General features: G+C 72.1%; 16 protein-coding genes and 2 tRNA genes. 13 read left to right on the top strand and 5 right to left on the bottom strand.

Annotation, left to right across the window (positions count from 1 at the left end):
* The first annotated feature begins 298 nt into the window (after positions 1–298).
* Both HYV93_08455 and HYV93_08450 read left to right on the top strand, forming a co-directional pair.
* Positions 299–538 carry a hypothetical protein gene (locus HYV93_08455; GenBank protein ID MBI2525998.1) on the top strand — a complete coding sequence of 80 codons (240 nt, stop codon included), beginning with the start codon at positions 299–301 and terminating at the stop codon, positions 536–538.
* A 201-nt stretch (positions 539–739) separates the two neighbouring features.
* Entirely contained in the window at positions 740–1,024 is a 285-nt protein-coding gene (locus tag HYV93_08450; protein MBI2525997.1) for a DUF433 domain-containing protein, read from the top strand.
* Between the two features lie 29 nt (positions 1,025–1,053).
* On the opposite strand, the gene HYV93_08445 is transcribed toward HYV93_08450, so the two are convergent.
* Positions 1,054–2,274, bottom strand: a complete 1,221-nt coding sequence (locus tag HYV93_08445; protein ID MBI2525996.1) for a hypothetical protein — start codon at positions 2,272–2,274, stop codon at positions 1,054–1,056.
* A gap of 1,371 nt (positions 2,275–3,645) precedes the next feature.
* Between HYV93_08445 and HYV93_08440 the strand changes: the two genes are divergently transcribed.
* Entirely contained in the window at positions 3,646–4,572 is a 927-nt protein-coding gene (locus HYV93_08440) for a hypothetical protein (protein MBI2525995.1), read from the top strand.
* A gap of 100 nt (positions 4,573–4,672) precedes the next feature.
* Positions 4,673–6,028, top strand: coding sequence for a hypothetical protein (locus tag HYV93_08435; protein MBI2525994.1), 1,356 nt, complete (start codon positions 4,673–4,675; stop codon positions 6,026–6,028).
* Positions 6,029–6,175: 147 nt separating this feature from the next.
* Here the strand turns inward: HYV93_08435 and HYV93_08430 are convergent.
* The 4 genes from HYV93_08430 to HYV93_08415 form a co-directional block, all read right to left on the bottom strand.
* A tRNA-Glu gene (locus tag HYV93_08430) sits at positions 6,176–6,251 on the bottom strand.
* 21 nt (positions 6,252–6,272) lie between these two features.
* A tRNA-Gln gene (locus HYV93_08425) sits at positions 6,273–6,346 on the bottom strand.
* A 112-nt stretch (positions 6,347–6,458) separates the two neighbouring features.
* Positions 6,459–6,731 (bottom strand): HU family DNA-binding protein, encoded by a 273-nt coding sequence (locus HYV93_08420; GenBank protein ID MBI2525993.1) that lies wholly within the window; start codon positions 6,729–6,731, stop codon positions 6,459–6,461.
* A 31-nt stretch (positions 6,732–6,762) separates the two neighbouring features.
* Complete coding sequence (locus HYV93_08415) at positions 6,763–10,509, bottom strand: GAF domain-containing protein (protein MBI2525992.1); 3,747 nt, start codon at positions 10,507–10,509, stop codon at positions 6,763–6,765.
* Between the two features lie 61 nt (positions 10,510–10,570).
* On the opposite strand from HYV93_08415, the gene HYV93_08410 reads away from it, so the two are divergent.
* The 9 genes from HYV93_08410 to HYV93_08370 all read left to right on the top strand — a co-directional run.
* Entirely contained in the window at positions 10,571–11,080 is a 510-nt protein-coding gene (locus HYV93_08410) for a permease (GenBank protein MBI2525991.1), read from the top strand.
* A gap of 10 nt (positions 11,081–11,090) precedes the next feature.
* A complete protein-coding gene (locus tag HYV93_08405; GenBank protein ID MBI2525990.1) occupies positions 11,091–12,545 on the top strand; it encodes a menaquinone biosynthesis decarboxylase in 1,455 nt (484 codons plus the stop codon).
* Positions 12,546–12,666: 121 nt separating this feature from the next.
* A complete protein-coding gene (locus tag HYV93_08400) occupies positions 12,667–13,524 on the top strand; it encodes a UbiA family prenyltransferase (protein MBI2525989.1) in 858 nt (285 codons plus the stop codon).
* Positions 13,521–14,243, top strand: coding sequence for a class I SAM-dependent methyltransferase (locus HYV93_08395; protein ID MBI2525988.1), 723 nt, complete (start codon positions 13,521–13,523; stop codon positions 14,241–14,243). The genes HYV93_08400 and HYV93_08395 overlap by 4 nt, the downstream gene beginning before the upstream one ends.
* Positions 14,244–14,336: 93 nt before the next feature.
* Entirely contained in the window at positions 14,337–14,765 is a 429-nt protein-coding gene (gene queD, locus HYV93_08390; protein MBI2525987.1) for a 6-carboxytetrahydropterin synthase QueD, read from the top strand.
* 8 nt (positions 14,766–14,773) lie between these two features.
* Positions 14,774–15,442, top strand: a complete 669-nt coding sequence (locus HYV93_08385) for a 7-carboxy-7-deazaguanine synthase QueE (GenBank protein ID MBI2525986.1) — start codon at positions 14,774–14,776, stop codon at positions 15,440–15,442.
* Positions 15,443–15,452: 10 nt separating this feature from the next.
* Positions 15,453–16,142, top strand: a complete 690-nt coding sequence (gene queC / locus HYV93_08380) for a 7-cyano-7-deazaguanine synthase QueC (protein MBI2525985.1) — start codon at positions 15,453–15,455, stop codon at positions 16,140–16,142.
* Between the two features lie 16 nt (positions 16,143–16,158).
* A complete protein-coding gene (locus tag HYV93_08375; protein MBI2525984.1) occupies positions 16,159–18,231 on the top strand; it encodes an NAD(P)H-dependent oxidoreductase subunit E in 2,073 nt (690 codons plus the stop codon).
* The coding region (locus tag HYV93_08370; protein ID MBI2525983.1) for a molybdopterin-dependent oxidoreductase at positions 18,228–20,034 on the top strand (1,807 nt) is incomplete at its 3' end. The genes HYV93_08375 and HYV93_08370, both read left to right, overlap by 4 nt.

The following is a 20,034-nucleotide window of genomic DNA, read 5'->3' as shown; positions in this document are numbered from 1 at the left end:
CCTGCGAGGCCGTCCGGCGCGTATCCCCCTCCTGATAGTTGACCAGGGCGCGGCGACAGGCGTATTTTACCCGTACGGTAAAAATGGCATCTTCAGTAAAAGTCACGCCCGACCGCTCGATCCGCGTCGGGGTGCTCCGCGCCCTCGGCGAGCTGGTCCCTGGCGCCCGCCTCCGCCCCGAGCCGGGCTCGGCCCAGGGCCCCTGGGCCATCTCCCTCACCCTGCCTCCAAGGGGGAAGGTCTCAAAGGGTTCGCCATCGGCGAGCGCTACGCGGAGAAAGACGCCTACGACATCTACATGCTGTGCGCCCATCACACGGGCGGGCCCCGCGCCGTCGCCGAGCGCCTGCGGCCGGCCCGCGACGAGGCCCCCGTGCGGCGCGGGCTCGCCGCCATCGCGGAGAAGTTCCGGGCGCAGGACGCCGAGGGTCCGACCTGGGTGGCGCGCTTCTTCTCGCCCGCCGCCGAGAGCGAGTTCGAGTGTCTCCGTCTCGACGCGTTCATGACGATCCAGGAGATCTTGCGGCTCACCGGGTAGGGCCGGGCAGCCGGGGCCGAGCCGGGCGCCTCACCCTGCACGGCGACGGCCCCGCCGGCGGGCGGCGGTCCGCTCAGCAGGACGAGGAGCTCCTTAAGATCCCGGCACGAGAGACTGGCCCCGGGCGGCCTCGCGTGAGACGCTACCGGAGGGCCCCGGGGCCGTGATGCCCCGCCCACCGGGAGGCGAGACCTCAGCGCCATGACGGCAAGACCCGAGCGCCGCTACATCGTCCGCGCCGATGAGATTCTCGGCGGCCAACCCATCATCGTGGGCACGCGCGTCCCGGTGCGCGCCGTCGTGGAGCTCTGGCGCCTCGGCGTGGCCCCCGAGGAGATTCCCACCCACCTCTCGCATCTCACCCTGGCCCAGGTGTTCAACGCCCTGAGCTACGACGCGGACCACCAGGCCGAGATCCAGCAGTACAGCGACCGCAAGCAGATCCCGGACGACATCGTGCACCCGCTCGCGCGTCCGGATGCCTAGCCGCCCAGCCGCACTCTACCGCGACGCCCTCAGAAACCCAGGTCCCGGCCGAGGATCCGGGTAACGAACCTGTCGCCGTACGTTTCGCTCGCGACCAGCGTCCTGATCCGGCCCCGCACCTCTCCGGCCCGTCCGGCCTTCTCGGCCGCCTTCACCGTGTTCGTGTACGCGGCCCAGACGTCGAGGCCCGTGATCTCGTAGCCGTACCCCTCCACGAGCCAGCGGAGCGCGGCCAGACCCGCCTCCATGGCGAACTCCGGGCGCGCCTCCGCGAAGTCCCGCGCGGCGCGCGTCAGCGTCTTCGGATCGCAGGGCGTTCGATTCGCGAGTTGGATCGCCTGGTCGAAGAGCCCCACCTCCTTCGCCGTGGCGAACCACTTCCCCTCGTCGCCAGGCGTGCTCTCGACGAGATCCCCGAGCAACTGCTCGGGCCCCTTCTGTGGGTACTTCCTGGCGAGCGCATGGTAGGTCGCGAGATACGAGGTGCCGCGGGTTGCCTCGAGGGCATAACGCTGGTACGCCTCCTCGGCGCGACCGGAGGCGAGCAGGATCTCCTCGCATGCGCGCGCGATGCCGACGGGGCTGTCGTTGAGTTCGCGCGACGCCTCGGCGTAGCGGATAGCCTCGTCCGGCCGGCCGAGGGCCGCGAGCGCGCGCACGCCCCACTGCCGATCGTGCCAGAAGACGAACGGCGCCTTCTCGAGCAGGGCGAGGATCTCCTCGTGGCGCCCGGCCCGGAGAAGGGCGCTCAGGCACGCCGTCGTGCCGTGGAAGAAGCCCCGGCGCTCGGGGTCCGGGCTCCACGCCATCTCCACGACCGGGACCAGCCGATCCGCCCAGGCCGAGGCGATCTCCCGCGAGGCGCAGATCTCGCCCCAGAAGTCCCCGAGCCGCTCGATGTACGGGATCGCGTCGTTCGCGTGGGCCTCCCAGAGGCGCTCGAGCCAGCCCCCGCGCGTCCTGGCGTCCGCGGGCGCGCCGGCGATGATGGCCGCGAGCTCCTCGACGGCATGGTTCACCGCGGTGCCGATGGCCCCCGAGGAGCTGTCCACGTGCTCGAGCGCGGCCGACACACGCTCCAGGAAGAGCACCGCCCCCTCCGCGCCGAGGAACGGGTCGCGGCGGGCGCCCTTCTTGATCTCGCTCACGGCTTGCCTGACGCGCAGCATCGCCGGCTGCGACTTCCAGCCGAAGGCGCCCCGCCGGAAGCGCCTCACGAACTCCCAGCGATGGGCCTCAGCCTTGGGCATCGTCACCTCTTCTCGTCTCGAGCCTCATGTCGCGCCTCAACGCCTTCTTGGCCTCCTCCCTGCGAGCCCGTTCCTCGATGGAGACGACGACATCCGGGCGCCGCTTGGCAAACCGTTTGAAGTACAAGTGCTCGATGAATGCCAGGAGGGGTAGCTTCCAGGGTTCCTACACCTCAAGCCGCTCGGGAATCCGCCCGCCGGACATCGCTCACCGGCGATTCTACGTTGGAGATCGCCGGCGGGGAATGCTTGATGTCGGGCACCCCGCAGGTCGCCGGAGCAGCCCGCCGGCCATCAGGCATCGAGGTGGCGTCGATCCGGAAAGTCGGTGCCCGTTGTCCGTCCTGGCGTACGATGCTCGACGCGGCCAGGTTCGCCGGCGGAAACGACTTCTCCCGTGCCGGCGTGTAAGCGAAAGGCGCCCGCCCACTGGACAGTGCCGGGTGGGCGTTGAGGCCCCGGCGTCCTGAGCGGCCAACGGGAACGGCTTCGAGAGGAGGCGACCGACGTGACGGCCAGAGCGCGGGGGACCCGGAACAGCCAGGACGCTGACCGCGCGGAGGAGCGAGCGCTGCTGGAGCGACTCTCCCGCGGGCTATCGGAGGAGGAGATCCAGCGCGTGCTCGCGTGCGCGATCCTCGCGCTGGATGACCGGGGGCGCGAACGCCTCGTCGCCCGGCTGGGCGAGGAGACTGGCGGAACGCTCGGCAGGCTGCTGGTCTCCCGCGAGCGGAGTCGCACGGCAGCGGAGCCGTCCCCGGGAAGCGCCAAGATCCACGAGGAGTGGGGGAAGACCTGGGACGAGTGGGAGGCCTGCGTCGCGGAGTCGGGGGACGAGGATGGCCGGTACGTCGTCCGCGAGCACCACTGGGAAGAGCCGTACCTGGACGGGTCCAGCCTGGCCCAGGATCTCGAACCCATCGCGGCCAGGATGCGGAAGATCCTGGAACGCGTGATGGACGAGGGCCGGGAGCCCGAGTTCAGCTTCCTCACCGCCATCAAGGATCTCCGCGGAGATCGGTTCGGGTCTGCCCGAGTGGATGGACCCGTCGTCCGGCGACGGGTGCCCCCTCGGCCCCGAGGTGACCGGCTGTCTCCTGGAATGGGAATGGCGGGCGCGCCGGCGGGACGGGCGCAGCGCCTCCGAGCTGGCCGACGCGATCCGGACCCTGGAGGCTTCGGCCAGGATCGTGAGCCTGGATGGCGACACGATCGCGCGGTTCATCCTCGGGCTCGGCGATACGGATCAGCAGGTGGTCCTGAAGGGCATCGTCGCGCACCGCAGCGCGAGCCATTGGGCGGTGGGACCCCGCCCTCTTCGAGGCGAACAGCCGGGAGAACATCGCGCAGGACTGGGAGCTCGCGCTCCCCTTGGTCGCGGATTGCCTTCGCGGGAAGAAGTTCGACCAGGCGTGGCCCCTCATCGAGGACGCCGTGCGCGCGCTCCTGCGCCTCAAGCCCGGGGAGGCCTGGGACCCGCGGGGGACACTGCTCATCTCCCATCCTGTCCTGCGGTACTGGAGCGATCGGCCTGCCGGGCTGTTCCGTCTCCTCGAGAGTTGGCGGAAGGTCGCCACGGGACTCGGCCAGGACGAGCTGGCCTGCGCGCTCGAACTCCAGGTCACCCTCGGCCGGCGGTGGGCGGACGGCGACGCTGCCCTGGAGGCGTTCCGGCGGGTCCCGTCACCTCGGTTCGCAAGCATGCGCGACCGGCTTCTTGCCGATTGGCGGTCGCTGATCGTCGAGGCGACCCTCGAGCAAGAAGCCGGAGGGCGTCAGTCGCCGGGCTCGGTCTGGGTCCATGCGCTGGTGGACGCCGCCCGCGCGCGGGCGGATGGCGCGCCGTCGTTCCGCCGGGCCGTGCGGCGGTGGCTCGAGGACACGGGGCGCGCGCCGGCCGCGCTCCAGCAGTCGCGGAACGCGCTCGGAACGCTGACGCTGGACCTCGACCGCCGCTCCTCGCTGCGCCGGGCCTCGCCCACGCTCCATCGCCTGCTGTCCACGGGATGGCCCGGCGAGCCGGCCGTGACTGCATCACGGCGCCGGTGGGTCGAGCGCCTGGGAGTCGCGGATCTTTTCGCGGACGTGCTCGATTTCTGGCGGCGCCACGCGGCGAGTCTGGTGCCGGACCCCGCGAACGCCACCGGGTCGAACTACAACGACTGCGCCGAGTGGCTCGCCGCGGTCTTCGAGCTGGACCCCGCGGCGTACCGGCGGGTGGTGCGAGGGTGGGCCGGGCCCCACGCCCGCCGGAAGAACCTCTGGCTGGCCATCAGCAGAAAGCAACTGCCGCTGTGAGCGGCCCGCAAGACGGCGCGGCTCCTGGCGCGTGGCCTCCTTACCGACCCGAGGGCGTGCAGCACAGTCCCCGCACAGCAGACGAGCTGGGGACCGCACGATGACGACGCGAAGACCTGGACGACGAGACCCGCTGGAGGCAGCGATCGAGGTCGCGCTCCAGCCAGGACGGTTCATCGCGTACAGGGCAGGCTGGGACTTCGTCTCGAGCCTCGAGGAGATCGCGGGTCAGCTCGACGCGCTTGTCCGTACCGCCGCCGGGCGAGCCGTGGGCCTCTACGAGACCTTCCTCGCCGGCTGCTACGAGAAGGCCGAGGAGCTCGACGACTCGGGCGGCAATTTCTCGATGTTCGTGGTGCGCCTCTACTGCGGCTGGATCAGGGCCCGCCAGGCGGCAAGCTCGGATGCCGACGAGACCGCGAGACTGCTGCTCGGGCGCATGGAGACCGACCCCTACGGCTTCGCGTACACTCTTGAGCGCGATGCCGTGACGGTGATGAGCAAGGACGGCCTCGCCGCCTTCGAGCGACAGGTGAAGGCCCGCTTCGAGGCGACGGATGCCGTCGAGGAGGCGTCCGATGGCGCGCCCCGGCGCGACCCCGCGTACTCGCGCCGCCGCCGGGGCGACATCCTGCGCGCGATCTACGCCAGGCAGCGCGATGTGCGGGCCTACGTCGCGCTGTGCGAGCAGACGGAGCTCTCGGCCCAGGACTGCCTCGCGGTCGCCGCCATGCTCACGACGCGCCGCCGGCGGGACGAGGCGCTCGCCTGGGTGGATCGCGGTCTCGCGCTGGAGAAGACGCACCCACACGGCTCGATGGCCGGGCACGACCTCGTGACGCTGAAGCGCGAGCTGCTCACGAAGCTCGGCCGGCAGCGCGACGCGCTCGAGGACGCCTGGGCCGCGTTCCGCGAGGGTCCGAGCACGTTCAGCTACGGCGATCTCATGCGCTTCGTGCCGAAGGCCGAGCGCGCAGCGTGGCACGCGAAGGCGATGGACGCGGCGGAGCGCGCTGACCTCGGGTCGCTCATCGAACTCTGGCTCGAGACCCGGGAGGTCGCGCGTCTCGTGAGACGCCTGCGCGCGGCAACCGATCCAGAGATCGAGGAGCTCAGCCATCACCGGACCGAGCCCGCCGCCAGGCGCCTCGCGAAGGCGCACCCGGACGTGGCGGCCAGGGTCTACCGGGCGCTGGGCATACGCATCCTCAAGGCGAAGAAGAGCAAGTACTACGAAGCGGCGCTCTCGCACTTCGAGAACGCGAAGCGCTGCTACGAGCGCTCCGACCTCCATCGCGAGTGGGCGGCGCTCGTCGCGGAGGTGCGTCAGGCGCACCATCGAAAGGTCGGCTTCATGGCCGGCTTCGAGCGGCTCGCCGCCGGCCAGGGCCCGAGCGACGCGCCGTCGTTCCTCGATCGGGCGCGGCACCGCTGGGCGGCGCGAGCGGAGCCATGAGGGCCTGGAAAGCCTCCAACAGCCAGCGCCGTCACGCTTGGAGGGGAACGATGGCACCGCACCTCGCGCTCGGGGCCGAATGGCACTATTTCGGCACCGGCGCGGGGCGACGGAGACACGAGCGCCCCGTAAGTGCGCGTCGTGGTGTGGTGGCCCCAACGGGATTCGAACCCGTGTTTCAGCCTTGAGAGGGCCGTGTCCTGGGCCTCTAGACGATGGGGCCGCGACGGCGGGGCAGCGAAAGTGGCTGGGGGAGGAGGATTCGAACCCCCGCTACGTGGTCCAGAGCCACGCGTCCTACCACTAGACGATCCCCCAACGCGCCGCCATTCTACGTGGCGGTCTCGCGCCCTGTCAAGGCGACGACCCTGCCACCGGGCGCCCGCAGGCGAGAGCCCGCGAGTCAGGCGGCGACAACCCCCGTCCGGGCCTAGAGGACTGCGGCCTTGAGGGCGCGACTGGGCTTGAAGCGCGGGACCCTGGCGGCCGGGATCTTGATGACCTTGCCGGTGCGGGGGTTGCGTCCGTCGCGCTCGGCCCGCCGACTGACCATGAACGTGCCGAATCCGCCGAGGGTGACGCGCCGGCCCTTCTTGAGCGACTCGAAGACGGTGTCGAGAAAGGCGTTGAGCGCCCGCTCCGAGGATACCTTGGTCCCGCCCGAGGCCTTCGCCATGACCGCGACCAGCTCCGATTTGGTCATTCCCTCATCTACGCGAGCGGAGTGGCCGAAGTCAAGCGGTCAGCTGCTGCACCGCGCGGAGCAGCGCATCCGCGCTGAACGGTTTCGCGAGAACCGGCACGCCCACCTCCTCCAGGAACTTCCACACCTGCGGATTCGCCGTGTCCCCCGTGATGAAGAGGAAGCGCCGCGCCAGCTCGCGCCGCTGGACGGCGACGGCCCGGTAGAGCTCCTCGCCCGTGCCCTCGGCCATGCGCATGTCGGAGATGACCAGGTCGTAGCGGCCGTGCCGCACGCACTCGAGCGCGGCCCGGCCGCCGCCACAGGCGTCCACCTCCCAGCCGCTCTCCTGGAGCAGGGCGGTCAGGAAGTCCACGATGAAGGGCTCGTCGTCCACCACGAGCGCGCGGCGCCCCAGGCCCGCCGCCCGCGGGGGTGGCGCCGGCGGCGCCGGGGCCGCCGCGGCCGCCTCCGCCATCGCGGGCAGCTCGACGGTGAACACCGTGTGACCCGGCCGGCTCTCGGCGATGAGCCGGCCGCCGTGCTGCTCGATGATGCCGTAGGAGACGCTGAGGCCGAGCCCCGTGCCCTTGCCCACGGCCTTGGTCGTGAAGAACGGGTCGAAGATCCGTGGGAGGACGTCGGGGGGGATCCCCGGGCCGTTGTCGCTCACCTCCACGCGCACACGCGGCTTGCCCCGCTCGACCTCCGCCCAGCTCCGGATGCTGATGCGGTCGCCGCCGCCGGGGCCGGCGATGGCCTGCTCCGCGTTGAGCAGGAGGTTGAGGAACACCTGCTGGAGCTGGTGGGCATCGCCCGCCGCCGGCGGCAGGTCCGCGGCATGCTCGACCTCGACGCGGATCCCCGACAGGCGGAGCTGGTCGGCACGCAGCGCCAGTGTCTGCTCGATGATCCGGGGCAGCGACACGGCCTCGTGGGTCCGCTTCCGCTGGCGGGAGAAGAGGAGCAGCCCCTGCACGATCTTCGCCATGCGCGCCCCCTGGGCGAGGATCTGCTCCAGGGGACGGCGGAGCGCGGGCGGCAGCTCCTTCGAGAGGAGAAGCTGGCTGTGGCCCATGACCACCGAGAGCGGGTTGTTCAGCTCGTGCGCCACGCCGGACACGAGCTGGCCCACGGCGGAGAGCTTGGCAGCCTGGACGAGCTGCGCCTGGGTCTCCTGGAGCTGGGAGAGTCTCGCCTCGAGCTCCTGGTAGAGGCGGCTGTGCTCGATGGCCAGTGCGGCGGGCCCGGCGAGACTCGCGAGCCGGTCGACGTCGGCCGCGGAGAAGCGCTTGCCGGGGGTGCAGGTGCCCACCGACAGCGCGCCGATGACCTGGTCCCGGACGAGGAGCGGATAGGCGATGGCGCCCAGGATCGGATGCTCCCCCTGGCGGGCGACCAGGAGCGGGCTGCGATGCGGCCAGCCCTGGTAGTCGGTGACGAGGACGCCTTCGCGCGTGTCAGCGGCCACCCCGAGCCCCCCCTGCCCCAGCGCGACCTGCGACCCGAGCTCGCCCTGGAAGAGCTTGTAGCCTGCGCGAACCTCGAGCCCGTCACCCGCCGGCGCCATGAGGGCCAGCGTGGCGCGGTCGCCCCCGACCAGCTCCGCCGCGTTCCGCGTGATCACGTTGAGCCGGTCCTCGAGACTCAGCGGCTCGAGGATCTGCTCGACCACCTCGCGGAGCGAGTCCAGGTGGCGCAGCCGCTGTCGCGTCTGCTCGTGGAGCCGGGCGTTGTCCAGCGCCAGGGCCGCCGCGTCGGCGAAGGCCTGGAGGAGTCCGATCTCCTCGGCGTCGAACTCCCGGTCCTCGCGGTCCCCCACGGAGAGCGCCCCGACGACCGTGCCCCGGGCGGTGAGCGGCACGGTGAGCACCGCCCGGTGAGCCGAGCGCTCGATGGCCTCGCGCATCTCCGAGTTGAGCGTGATGCGCGCATCGGTGAGGACATTGCGGGACACGACGGGCAGGCCCGACTGCACGGCGAGCCCGGCGGCCCCCATGCCGCGGGGAAAGACCAAGCCCGGGCAGAGGGTCGGGCCCACCTCCCCCGTGACGGCCAGCGCCACGAGATCACCCGACTGGGGATCGAGCTGGAACAGGGCCGAGGAGTGCACCCGCAGGAGCCCGCGCACGTGGTCGACGACCTGGCGGGCCACGACGTCAGGGTCCAGGGCCTGCGCCAGGGTCCGGCCCAGATCGGCGAGGGTCTCGGCCATGCGTCGCCGGGCCTCGGTCCGCGCGAATATCTGGGCGTTGCGCAGGGCCACGGCGGCCTGCGAGGCAAAGGATACGAGCAGCGCCCGCTCGTCATCGTCCACGACGTGACCGCGATCGAGGTTGAGGGTCAACACTCCGACCAGCTCGTCCGCCGCGAGCACGGGCACACCGGCGAAGACGAGGAGCCCGTGGGCGCGCGCCCACGGCACGGCGTACATGCGGGCGTCGCCGGTGACGTCGTCGACCACGAGCGGCCGGCGATTGTCGGCGATCCAGCCGGTGGCGCCCTCGCCGAAGGCGAGGCTCTCCGGGAAGCCCTCCAGTGAGATCGCGGCGTCGCAGGTGCAGGCGCGGCGGACGAGCCGGCGGACCCGGTCCTCCACGCCCCAGAGGACCACGTTCCGGGCCCCGGTGAGGCGGGCCAGCGCGTCGGTGACCTGCTTCAGCAGCGGCTCGAGCTCCAGCTGGCGCGACAGCCCCAGGTTCACCTCGGCGAGCGCCTCGACCCCCCGCTGCCGCGCCTCGAGGGCGGCCCGCGCCGCCCGTCGCGTGTCGACGGACCGGTTGAAGCGCTCCGCCAGCTCGGCGAGCTCGTCGCGCGTCGGCACCACGATGGGGGCTCCCTCGCCCTCCGCGAGGCCCCGGGCGCCGGCGATGAGCGCCTGGACCGAGCGGTTCATCCGCCGGCTGATCACCGAGGCGGCGAGGAGCGCCAGCAGCGTGACGAGCGCGACCCAGCGCAGATCGCTGAGCAGGCGCGCGCCGCCCGCCGCGGAAGTCAGCTCCGAGGCCATGGTGGCCACGACCACCCAGGCTGTCCGCGGCATCGCGGCAGCCCCGGCCAGCCGCGTCTGGCCGTCCTCCCAGCGCCACTCGGCCACCCCGTTGCCCTGGCGGATCAGGGCCAGCGACGCGGGCTCCGAGGACAGGGGCCGGCCGAGCTGTCGCGGCTCCGCGCCGGTCCGGGCGACGACGGTGCCGGCCGCCGTGAGCACGGCGACCTCGCCCCGCTGTCCGCGTGGCGCGCCCTCGAGAAAGGCCGACAGCGCCGCCAGGTCGATCTCGGCGACGGCCACGCCCAGCGAGGTGCCCTGCCTGTCCAGGGCAGGCACGAGGATGGGCACGGCCAGCCGCGGATCGGTGACCCCGGGCTGGGGTCCGCCCACGCGCGGCGCCCGCGCCTGCATCACCGCGCGGAAGTCGGCCCGGTCGGCGACGGACGGCGTCGCCCCGACGGCGCGCGAGCCGCTCACAGCGAGGAGGCGCCCGTCGGCGCCGGCGGTGAACAGCTCGCGGACGAAGGGATGGGCCACGCGCACCCGGGAGGCAAAGGCGGCCAGGTCACCATCCTCGAGGCGCTCGATCCCCCGCAGCGTCACCAGCGCGTCGAGGTTCTCGATCTGTCCGCTCAGCACCGCATCGAGCTGGCGCGCTACGCTCTGCGCCGTCGCGAGCAGCTCCTCCTGGGCGCGTTCGCGCGCCACCCAGGTTTCCCCCCGGAACTCCAGGAGAACGCCCGCGAGCAGCGGGAGGAGGACCACCAGCACCAGCGCCGTGAGCTTCCGTTGGATGGTCCAGTGCATACGCGAAGGCGGCGCGAACGCCGCCGCGGCCAGTATAGCTCATTGGCGTATAATCCCTTTCATGCCGCGAGCCCCGCTGTTCGATCTCTCCGCGCTCATCCTGATCTTGCTCGCCCTGCTCTTCGCGGCCGTGGCGTACTGGAAGGACCCGGGTCTGCCGTGGATCGGGGCACGGACGGGACTGTCGCTGCTGTGGTTCTTGCTGCCGCGGCTGGTCCCCGCGCTGATCCTCGCCGGGATGCTACAGGTGGTGATCCCGCACGAGACCGTCGCCCGCTACTTCGGGCGCCAGTCGGGGCTCACGGCCATCCTGATGGCCACGCTCGCCGGCATGATCACCCCGGGCGGGCCCATGGTGAGCATGCCGCTCCTCGTGGTGCTGGCCAACTCGGGGGTGGCGCTCGGACCGCTCGTGGCCTACATGACCGCCTGGTCGCTGTTCGGCTTGCAGCGCATCATCGCCTGGGAAGCGCCGCTCATGGGCTGGCACTTCGTCTTCGCCCGCGTCGTACCGAGCCTGTCCTTCCCCGTCATCGCCGGCCTGCTCGTGAAGCTGTACTACCACGAGTGAGGCGCCGGCTGTGCCGTTCGCCGACCTCCGCGAGTTCATCGCGCATCTGGAAGGCCGGGGACAGCTCCGGCGCGTGGCGGCCCCCGTCACGCGCGACCTCGAGATCACGGAGATCGCCGACCGGATCTCGCGAGGCCCCGCGGAGCGGAACGTGGCGCTGCTCTTCGAGCGCGTCGAGGGCTTCTCCACGCCCGTCCTCATCAACGCCTTCGGCGCTCCGGGGCGCATGGCCGCGGCGCTGGGCGTGGAGCGTCTCGACGATCTCTCCGCCCGCGTGGCGCACCTCCTGGACCTCAAGATGCCCGGCACCCTCTTCGAGAAGCTGCGCAAGCTCGGCGACCTCTTCGATCTCGCCAAGGCCGGGCCCAGGCGCGTGCGATCGGCGCCCTGCCAGGAAGTGGTGGAGACCGCGGCGCCGAGCCTCGCGGAGCTGCCGATCCTCCGCTGCTGGCCGGGGGACGCCGGCCGTTACATCACGCTGCCGATGGTCATCACCCGCGATCCCGTCGCGGGCGCACGCAACGTGGGCATGTACCGCCTGCAGGTGTACGACGACCGCACGCTCGGCATGCACTGGCAGGTCCACAAGGGCTCGGCCGAGCACCACCGCGTGGCGGAGGAGCAGTCGCGGAGCCGCATGGAGGTGGCCGTCGCGCTGGGCGGGGACCCCGCCGCCATCTACGCGGCCTCCGCCCCGCTGCCGCCGGGCATCGACGAGATGGTCTTCGCGGGGTGGCTCCGCGGCGCCGGGGTGCCCATGGTGGCCTGCAAGACCGTGGACCTCGAGGTCCCGGCCGGGGCCGAGGTCGTGCTGGAGGGCTACGTGGACCCGGCCGAGCGCCGCGTGGAAGGCCCCTTCGGCGATCACACCGGCTACTACTCGCTGGCCCGTGAGTACCCGGTGTTCCACCTGACGGCGGTGACACGGCGCAAGCACCCCATCTACCCCACGACCATCGTCGGCCGCCCGCCGCAGGAGGACTACTGGCTGGGTAAGGCCACGGAGCGGATCTTCCTGCCCATCATCCGCCTGCTGCTTCCCGAGGTCGTGGACATGAACATGCCGGCCGCGGGCGTCTTCCACAACCTGGTCATCGTCTCCATCCGCAAGCGCTATCCGGGGCAGGCGCGCAAGGTGATGTACGCCCTCTGGGGGCTCGGGCTCATGATGCTCGCCAAGACCATCGTGGTCGTGTCCGACACCGTCAACGTCCATGATCTCTCGGAGGTGGCCTGGCGGGCCACGGGCAACATCGACCCTCGGCGCGACCTCGTGGTCATCGAGGGCCCCACGGACGACCTCGACCACGCCGCCCTCCGCCACCGCTTCGGCGGCAAGCTCGGCGTGGACGCCACCGAGAAGAGTGCCATGGACGACATCGGCCAGCCCTGGCCCGACGAGATCGTCATGAGCGAGGAAATTCGCACCCTCGTCACCCGCCGCTGGCCCGAATACGGCCTGTAGTGCGAGCCGAGACGTGCCTCACGGCGAGGCGAGCGAAGTGGAAGCCTGGCGAGCGTGAGCGAGCCGTGCGAGCCGAGACGTGCCTCACGGCGAGGCGAGCGGCGACGGAGATCCGGCGAGCATGAGCGAGCCGGGCGCGGTTCACCACTTCCTCGACGCCATCAAGTTCGAGCACACCGTCTTCGCTCTGCCCTTCGCCTACGTGGCGATGGTGCTGGCGGCCGACGGCTGGCCCGGCTGGCGCGTCCTCCTCTGGGTGACGCTGGCGATGGTCGGGGCGCGCACGCTGGCCATGAGCGTCAACCGCCTCGCGGATCGCTGGCTCGACGCGCTCAACCCGCGAACACGGTCCCGGCACCTGCCGTCGGGCCTCCTCCGCCCCGGGCCGGTGGCCGCCGCCGCGCTGCTCTCCGGCGCGCTCCTCCTCGCCTCGGCGGCGATGCTCAACCCGCTCTGCCTGGCGCTCTCGCCGCTGGCCGTCCTCTTCCTCGTGGGCTACTCCTACACCAAGCGCTTCACCTGGCTCTCGCACTGGATCCTGGGCTTCACCGACGGCATCGCCGCCGCCGGCGGGTGGATCGCGGTGCGCGCCACCTTCGACCCGCCCGTCTTCATCCTTTGGTTCGCGCTGACGGTGTGGATCGCGGGCTTCGACCTCATCTACGCCTGCCAGGACGCGGCCTTCGACCGGGCGGCGGGGCTCCACTCGGTTCCGGCGCGCTTCGGCATCGCGGCGGCGCTGCGCACCGCCCAGGCCTGCCACGTCCTCACGGTGGGCGCCTTCGCCGCCCTGGGCTGGGCCATGGGGCTCGGGCTCCTCTACTGGGCGGGGGTGCTGGTGGTGGCCGGGCTCCTCGTCTACGAGCACTCGCTGGTCTCGCCCACCGACCTCTCGCGGCTGGACATGGCCTTCTTCAACGTCAACGGCTACATCGCCGTGATCTTCTTCGCGGCGGTGCTCGCGGGGCGCTGGGCATGAGGGAGCCCGCGCTCGGCGCCGGGCCGGACAAGGCCCGCTTCGTCAGCCAGATGTTCTCGCGCATCGCGCGCCACTACGACTTGATGAACGGCCTCATGACCTTCGGCATGCACCACTCGTGGCGGCGCGCGGCGGCCCGGCAGACCATCCCCTCGCCCGAAGGGCCGGCGCTGGACCTGGCCACGGGCACGGGCGACCTCGCCCTCGAGCTGCGCGAGACCCATCCCCACCGGGGCGTCGTGGGCGCCGACTTCTCCGAAGGGATGCTCGCCGTGGCGCTCGAGAAGATCCGCCACGCCGGGGGCCACGGCCGGATCCGTCTCGTGGCGGCAGATGCGCTGGCCCTGCCCTTCCAGGACCGCGCCTTCGCCTGCGTCACCTCGGCCTTCCTGCTGCGTAACCTCACCGACCTCGGCCTGGGGCTGGCCGAGATGCGGCGGGTGACCCGCCCCGGCGGGCGCGTGGTGGCGCTCGAGATCACTCAGGTGGAGGCGCCGGGCTTCCGGCCGCTCTTCCGCTTCTACTTCCACCGCGTCGTGCCGCAGATCGGGCGCCTCGTGGCGCGCGACGGCGAGGCGTACGCCTATCTTCCCCAGTCGGTGGACCGCTTTCTCTCGCCGGCCGATCTCGCGCATCTGATGGAGTCGGCGGGGCTGCGGGGCGTGACCTGGCGCCGCCTCGGCCTCGGCTCCGTCACCATCCACACCGGCATCGCCTGACCGGGGTCAGGTCTTGCAATCCAGCACGCGCCCCGACCGATGTTGGAATGCAAGACCTGACCCCAGAGGGGGTGGTACCATTTGGCCGGGCCCATGGAGCTGCAGACCTCCTACACCTTCGACGCGGCTCACAGGATCCGCGGGCATGCGGGCAAGTGCGCCGGGCTGCACGGCCACACGTATCGGCTCGAGCTCACCGTCAGCGCCGAGCGGCTCGATCCTCTCGGCATGGTCATGGACTTCGAGGACCTGCGCGAGCTGGTGCGCAAGGCCGTCCTCGACCAGTGGGACCACGCGACGCTCCTGGCCGCCGACGACCCGCTCGCGGAGGCCATCGCCTCGGTCCAGCACGAGGCGCCCGACAGGGTGGTGCGGCTCGACGGCAATCCCACGGCCGAGCTCCTGACGCGGGAGGCGTGGAGCGCCATCGAGCGCGCGCTGCCGGCGCACGTCAGGCTCGAGCGCGTCGCCATCCGCGAGACACCGACCTCGGGCAGCGCCCTTGCCCGCTCCCGGCCATGACGGCGCCGGTGGCCACCGCGGGCCGCGTCGCCGAGGTCTTCCACTCCCTCCAGGGTGAAGGCGTCACGGCGGGTGCCCCGGCCGTCTTCGTTCGCCTGCAGGGCTGCTCCGTAGGCTGTGCCTGGTGCGACACGAAATACTCGTGGGATGCCGAGGCCGGGCGCGAGGTGGAGTGCGAGGCGCTGGTGGAAGAGGCGGCGGCCTTCCCCTGCCGCCGCGCGGTGGTGACGGGCGGCGAGCCGCTCGAATCACCCCTCTTCGTGCCCGTCGTCGCGAGCCTCGCCGACCGCGGCTTCGCCATCGAGGTGGAGACCTCCGGGACGCTGGCGCCCCCGCCGGAGACCCCGCGCTCGATCCAGTGGAACGTGTCCGTCAAGCTCTCGGGCTCCGGGGTCGCCGCGGAGCGCCGGATCAACGCCACCGCCATCGCGGCCTTCCTCGAGCGGGAGACGTGGTGGAAGTTCGTGGTGACCGACGACGGCGACCTGGCGGAGGTCCTCGCGCTCGCCGAGCGCTTCGCGCTGCCCCGGGCGCGCATCCTGCTCCAGCCCGAGGCCATCAGGCGCGAGGACCTCATCGCGCGCTCGCCCTGGGTGGCGGAGGCCTGCACGCGGCATGGCTTCCGCTTCTCGCCGCGGCTTCACGTCCTCCTCTGGGGCGCCCGCCGCGGCGTCTGAGCGGGGAAGAATGGGCGGCAGGGCCGTCGTCCTCGTCTCGGGCGGGCTCGACTCTGCGACGGCGCTGGCCGGGGCGCGCGCCGAGGGCTATGCCTGCCACGCGCTCTCCTTCGACTACGGCCAGCGCCATCGCCGCGAGCTCGACTCCGCGCGTCGCGTGGCCTCGGCGCTGGGCGCCGGCGAGCACCTGGTGCTGCGGCTCGACCTCCGCGCCATCGGCGGCTCGGCCCTCACGGACGATGTCCCGGTGCCCAAGGGGCGGAGCGAGGCGGCCGTTGGCGCAGGGATCCCGGCGACCTATGTCCCGGCGCGCAACACGATCTTCCTGGCCCACGCGCTCGCCTGGGCGGAAGTGCTCGGCGCCCAGGACATCTTCATCGGCGTCAACACGCTCGACTACTCGGGCTATCCCGATTGCCGTCCCGAGTACATCGAGGCCTTCGAGCGGATGGCGAACCTCGCCACGAAGGCGGGCGTGGAAGGGACGAGCCGCTTCACGATCCACACCCCGCTGATCCGGCTCACCAAGGCGGAGATCGTCCGCCGCGGACAGGCCCTCGGCGTGGACTTCGCCCTCACGTGGTCCTGCTACGAGCCCGAGCCCGACGGCCGCGCCTGCGGCCTCTGCGACTCCTGCCTCCTCAGGAAGAAGGGCTTCGCCGAGGCCGGGCTCGAGGACCCCCTTCCCACGGCCCGCTGAAGAGGATCCGGTGGCCATGACCGACCGCGCGCCGATCCTCGGCGGGTTCCCCCGCGAGCGCAGCTGGCTCCTGCCCGCCCTCCAGGCGGTGCAGCACCGCGAGCGCTGGCTGTCGCCCGAGGCGCTGCTCGCCGTGGCCGATCACCTGCGCGTGCCCCGGAGCGAGGTGTATGGCGTTGCCACCCAGTACCCGGAATTCCGGCTGAGCGAGCCCGGGCGGCGCATCGTGCGCGTGTGCGTCGGCGTGTCCTGCCGCGTGAAGGGCTCGCTGGAGCTGCTGGCGGCGCTCGAGCGTCGGCTCAGCGTCGCGGCCGACAGCAGGACGGCGGACGGCGCCATCACCCTCGAGCGTCTCGACTGCGCCTTCAACTGCGCCATGGCGCCGGTGGTGGAGGTGGATGGCCGTCAGCTCGGGAGGCTGGCCCCTGACAAGCAGGGGCGCCTGCTGGCGCTGCTGGGATCGGACGAGCCGCCTCCCGCCACCCCGCTGGTCGCGCCGGCAGCCTCGCGCCTCGCTCCCGTGCCCGCGCCGCCGCCAGGACGAGGGGGCGCGCGAGAGCGCTTCGCCGCCCTCGAGAGCGCGGCCGCCGCTGCCGACTCCCCGGGGCTGCGGCTCGTGGCGGGCGTGGGCTCCTGCGGCGTCTCGGTCGGCGCCGAGGAGACGCTCCGTGCCCTCGAAGCCGAGGCAGGGCGGCGCGGGATCGAGGCGGCCGTGGTGGCCGGCGGCTGCGGCGGCTTCTGCTGGGCGGCGCCTGCCGTCACCGTGATCCCGCCCAACGGCGCGCCGGTGATCGCGGCAGGGATCACCGCCGACCGGGTGGGCGGCCTCCTCGACGCCGCCGCGGCCGGACGGCTCGTGCAGGAGCCCGAGGTGTCGGCGTGGCTCTCGGGGCAGCGCCGCGTCCTTACCGAGCGCTGCGGCCTCACCGATCCCGGCGACATCGCCGACGCCATCCGTCGCGGCTCCTATGCCGCGCTGGCCGAGGCCCTTGCTGCGGGCAACCCCGCGGAGGTCATCGCCACCGTGAAGTCGGCCGGGCTGGCCGGCCGGGGCGGCGCCTATTTCCGCGCGGCGATCAAGTGGGAAGGCGCCCGGGCCGCCGCCGGCGAGCCCCGGTACCTCATCGTCAATGGCGAGGAGGGCGAGCCCGGCATCTTCAAGGACCGCCACCTCATGGAAGGCGACCCGCACCGGCTCCTCGAGGGGGCCCTGCTCGCGGCCGACGCCGCCGGCGCGAGCCGCATCTACCTCTATGTTCACGGCGAGGCCCATCTCTCGGCCGCGCGCCTCGAGCATGCCGTCGGGCAGGCTCGCGGCTGGGGGCTGGCCGGCGAGCGGATCCTCGGCAGCGATCTCTCCGTGGAGATCGAGATCAGGCGCGGCGCCGGCGGCTTCGTGCTCGGCGAGGAGTCGGCGCTGATGGAGTCCATCGAAGGACGCCGCGCCATGCCCCGCGCCAAGCCCCCCTTCCCCGTCGAGGCGGGACTCTGGGGGCGCCCCACGGTGATCAACAACGTGGAGACGCTGTCGGCGGTGCCGCTCATCCTCCGCCGGGGCGCCGCGTGGTGGACATCGCTGGGACGGGGGCATGGCACCAAGTGCGTCGGGCTGTCGGGCCACGTGAGCCGCCCCGGTATCGTCGAGCTGGAGATGGGGGCAACACTGCGCGAGGTCCTCGCGTCGGGCGGCGGTGAGCCCCCCGGTGGCCGCTGGCTCCAGGCCGTGCTCTTGGGGGGCCCCTCTGGCAGCCTCGTCCACCCGAGGCTCCTGGACGAGCCCGTGCTGCCGGGAGGCGCCGTCTCCCCCGGCAGCGGCGGCATCGTGGCGCTCGACGACTCGGTGTCCATCCGAGATGTCGTGCTCACGCTCCTCGACTTCAATGCGCGCGAGTCCTGCGGCAAGTGCACCCCCTGCCGCGAGGGGACGGCGCGGCTGCGCGACATGCTGGATGGCGGTCTGCGGGCGAGCGCGGATGAGCTGCGCCAGCTCTGCGAGGTGGTGAGGCTCGCCTCCCTCTGCGGTCTGGGGCAGGCCGCGCCGCTCTCCATCCTCTCGGCGCTGGCCGGGTTCCCGGAAGCGCTGCCGTGACCCTCGGCGTCATCATCGACGGCCAGCCCGTGGAGATGCCCGACGGCGCCACGGTGCTGGACGCCGTGAACCGTCTCGGCATCGCCCTGCCACAGCTCTGCAAGGACCCCGACCGCCCCGCGCTCGGCGCCTGCCGCAGCTGCCTCGTCCACGTGGACGGGCTGCGCGGCACCCCGGCCGCCTGCCACCTGCCCGCGCGGGACGGGATGGTGGTCGACACGCGGCATCCGGAGGCCGTGAGAACGCGCCGCGCGGTGCTCGACCTCACGCTCTCGATGCTCAACCCCGGCACCGACCGCGGCGGCTTCCACGAGGTGGGAGAGGCGGCGGAGCGGCACGGCCTCGCCCGCCCGAGCTTCCCACCGCATCACCGCTTCGTCGTGGACGACTCCAAGTCGTTCTTCGTCCTCGACCGGGAGGCGTGCATCCTCTGCGGCCGCTGCACGACCGCCTGCGGCGAGGTCCAGCACATCGCCGCCATCTCGCTCGTCGGGAAAGGCCACGATGCGCGCGTCGGCGTCTTCGCCGACGGCCTCATGTCGTCCTCCATCTGCACCTCCTGCGGCCAATGTGTTGCCACCTGCCCCACGGGCGCCCTCCGCCCGAAAGAGGCACCCGCGCCCGTGGCCCGGGAGGTGGAAACCACTTGCCCGTATTGCGGCGTCGGCTGCGGTCTCACGCTCCGGGTGCGCCGGGACGGGCGGCTCGCGATGATGGCCGACGATGCGCCCGGGAACCCCTCGAGCGAGGGGATGCTCTGCGTCAAGGGGCGCTTCGGCACGGGCTTCGTCCACTCCCGCGACCGGATCACGATGCCCATGGTCAAGCGGGACGGCATCTGGCGCGAGGTCGGCTGGGAGGAGGCGCTGGAGGCGGCCGCCGAGGGGTTCGCGAGGCACCTCGGCCGCTTCGGGGCGCTGGCCTCGGCCAAGGCCACCAACGAGGACGGCTATGTGATCCAGAAGCTCGCCCGGACCGTCATGGGCACCAACAACGTGGACCACTGCACGCGCCTCTGCCACTCCCCGTCGGTGGAGGCCATGCTCGTCTCCATGGGCTCGGGCGCCACCTCCAACTCCTTCCAGGACTACGAGGAATCCGGCTGCCTCATGGTCGTGGGGTCGGACGCCTCGGCGAACCATCCCGTCATCGCCGTGAGGCTCAGGCGCGCGGTGAGCCGCGGCGCCCGGCTGATCGTGGTGAACCCCAAGCGCGTGGAGCTCTGCGATCAGGCCGACCTGTGGCTCTCCGAGCGTCCCGGCACCGACGTGGCGCTCTTCAACGCCATGGCCAGGGTGCTGCTGGACGAGGGGCTCGCGAACCTCGACTTCGTGCGCGCCCGCACGGAGGGCTTCGAGCCGTGGGCGGCCTCGCTCGCGAGTTACACCCTCGCCTATGCCGAAGAGGTCACCGGGGTGCCGGCCGAGGACATCGCTCGCGCCGCGCGCTGGTATGCGCGTCCCCCCTTCTCGGGCTCTTGCCTCATCTGGGGCATGGGGATCACCCAGCACATCAACGGCACGGCCAATGCGCATGCGCTCCTGAACCTCGCGCTGGCCGCCGGCCAGATGGGTGTCCCCGGCTCCGGGATCTCCCCGCTCCGCGGTCAGAACAATGTCCAGGGCTGCGGGGATGCGGGCTGCATCCCGACCAACTTGCCGGGCTATGCCGATTATTCCCCGGCGAGCCTCGACCGCTTCGAGCGAGCCTGGGGGTTGCGGCCGCCAGGAGAGAAGGGGCTGGTGGTCACCGAGATGGTCGAGGGGTGCCTCGACGGCCGCATCCGGGCCATGTACGTGGTGG

Source organism: Candidatus Rokuibacteriota bacterium (assembly GCA_016188005.1).
Taxonomy (GTDB): domain Bacteria; phylum Methylomirabilota; class Methylomirabilia; order Rokubacteriales; family CSP1-6; genus UBA12499.
Note: the sequence above shows the minus strand (reverse complement) of the source record. Positions and strands in the feature narration are given on the sequence as shown.

Coding starts and splice junctions, on each gene's coding strand:
- HYV93_08395 (MBI2525988.1), top strand. CDS start 13,521: ATGAGGGAGCCCGCGCTCGGCGCCGGGCCGGACAAGGCCCGCTTCGTC.
- HYV93_08450 (MBI2525997.1), top strand. CDS start 740: ATGACGGCAAGACCCGAGCGCCGCTACATCGTCCGCGCCGATGAGATT.
- HYV93_08415 (MBI2525992.1), bottom strand. CDS start 10,509: ATGCACTGGACCATCCAACGGAAGCTCACGGCGCTGGTGCTGGTGGTC.
- HYV93_08455 (MBI2525998.1), top strand. CDS start 299: ATGCTGTGCGCCCATCACACGGGCGGGCCCCGCGCCGTCGCCGAGCGC.
- queC (MBI2525985.1), top strand. CDS start 15,453: ATGGGCGGCAGGGCCGTCGTCCTCGTCTCGGGCGGGCTCGACTCTGCG.
- HYV93_08375 (MBI2525984.1), top strand. CDS start 16,159: ATGACCGACCGCGCGCCGATCCTCGGCGGGTTCCCCCGCGAGCGCAGC.
- HYV93_08435 (MBI2525994.1), top strand. CDS start 4,673: ATGACGACGCGAAGACCTGGACGACGAGACCCGCTGGAGGCAGCGATC.
- HYV93_08445 (MBI2525996.1), bottom strand. CDS start 2,274: ATGCCCAAGGCTGAGGCCCATCGCTGGGAGTTCGTGAGGCGCTTCCGG.
- queD (MBI2525987.1), top strand. CDS start 14,337: ATGGAGCTGCAGACCTCCTACACCTTCGACGCGGCTCACAGGATCCGC.
- HYV93_08410 (MBI2525991.1), top strand. CDS start 10,571: ATGCCGCGAGCCCCGCTGTTCGATCTCTCCGCGCTCATCCTGATCTTG.
- HYV93_08420 (MBI2525993.1), bottom strand. CDS start 6,731: ATGACCAAATCGGAGCTGGTCGCGGTCATGGCGAAGGCCTCGGGCGGG.
- HYV93_08400 (MBI2525989.1), top strand. CDS start 12,667: ATGAGCGAGCCGGGCGCGGTTCACCACTTCCTCGACGCCATCAAGTTC.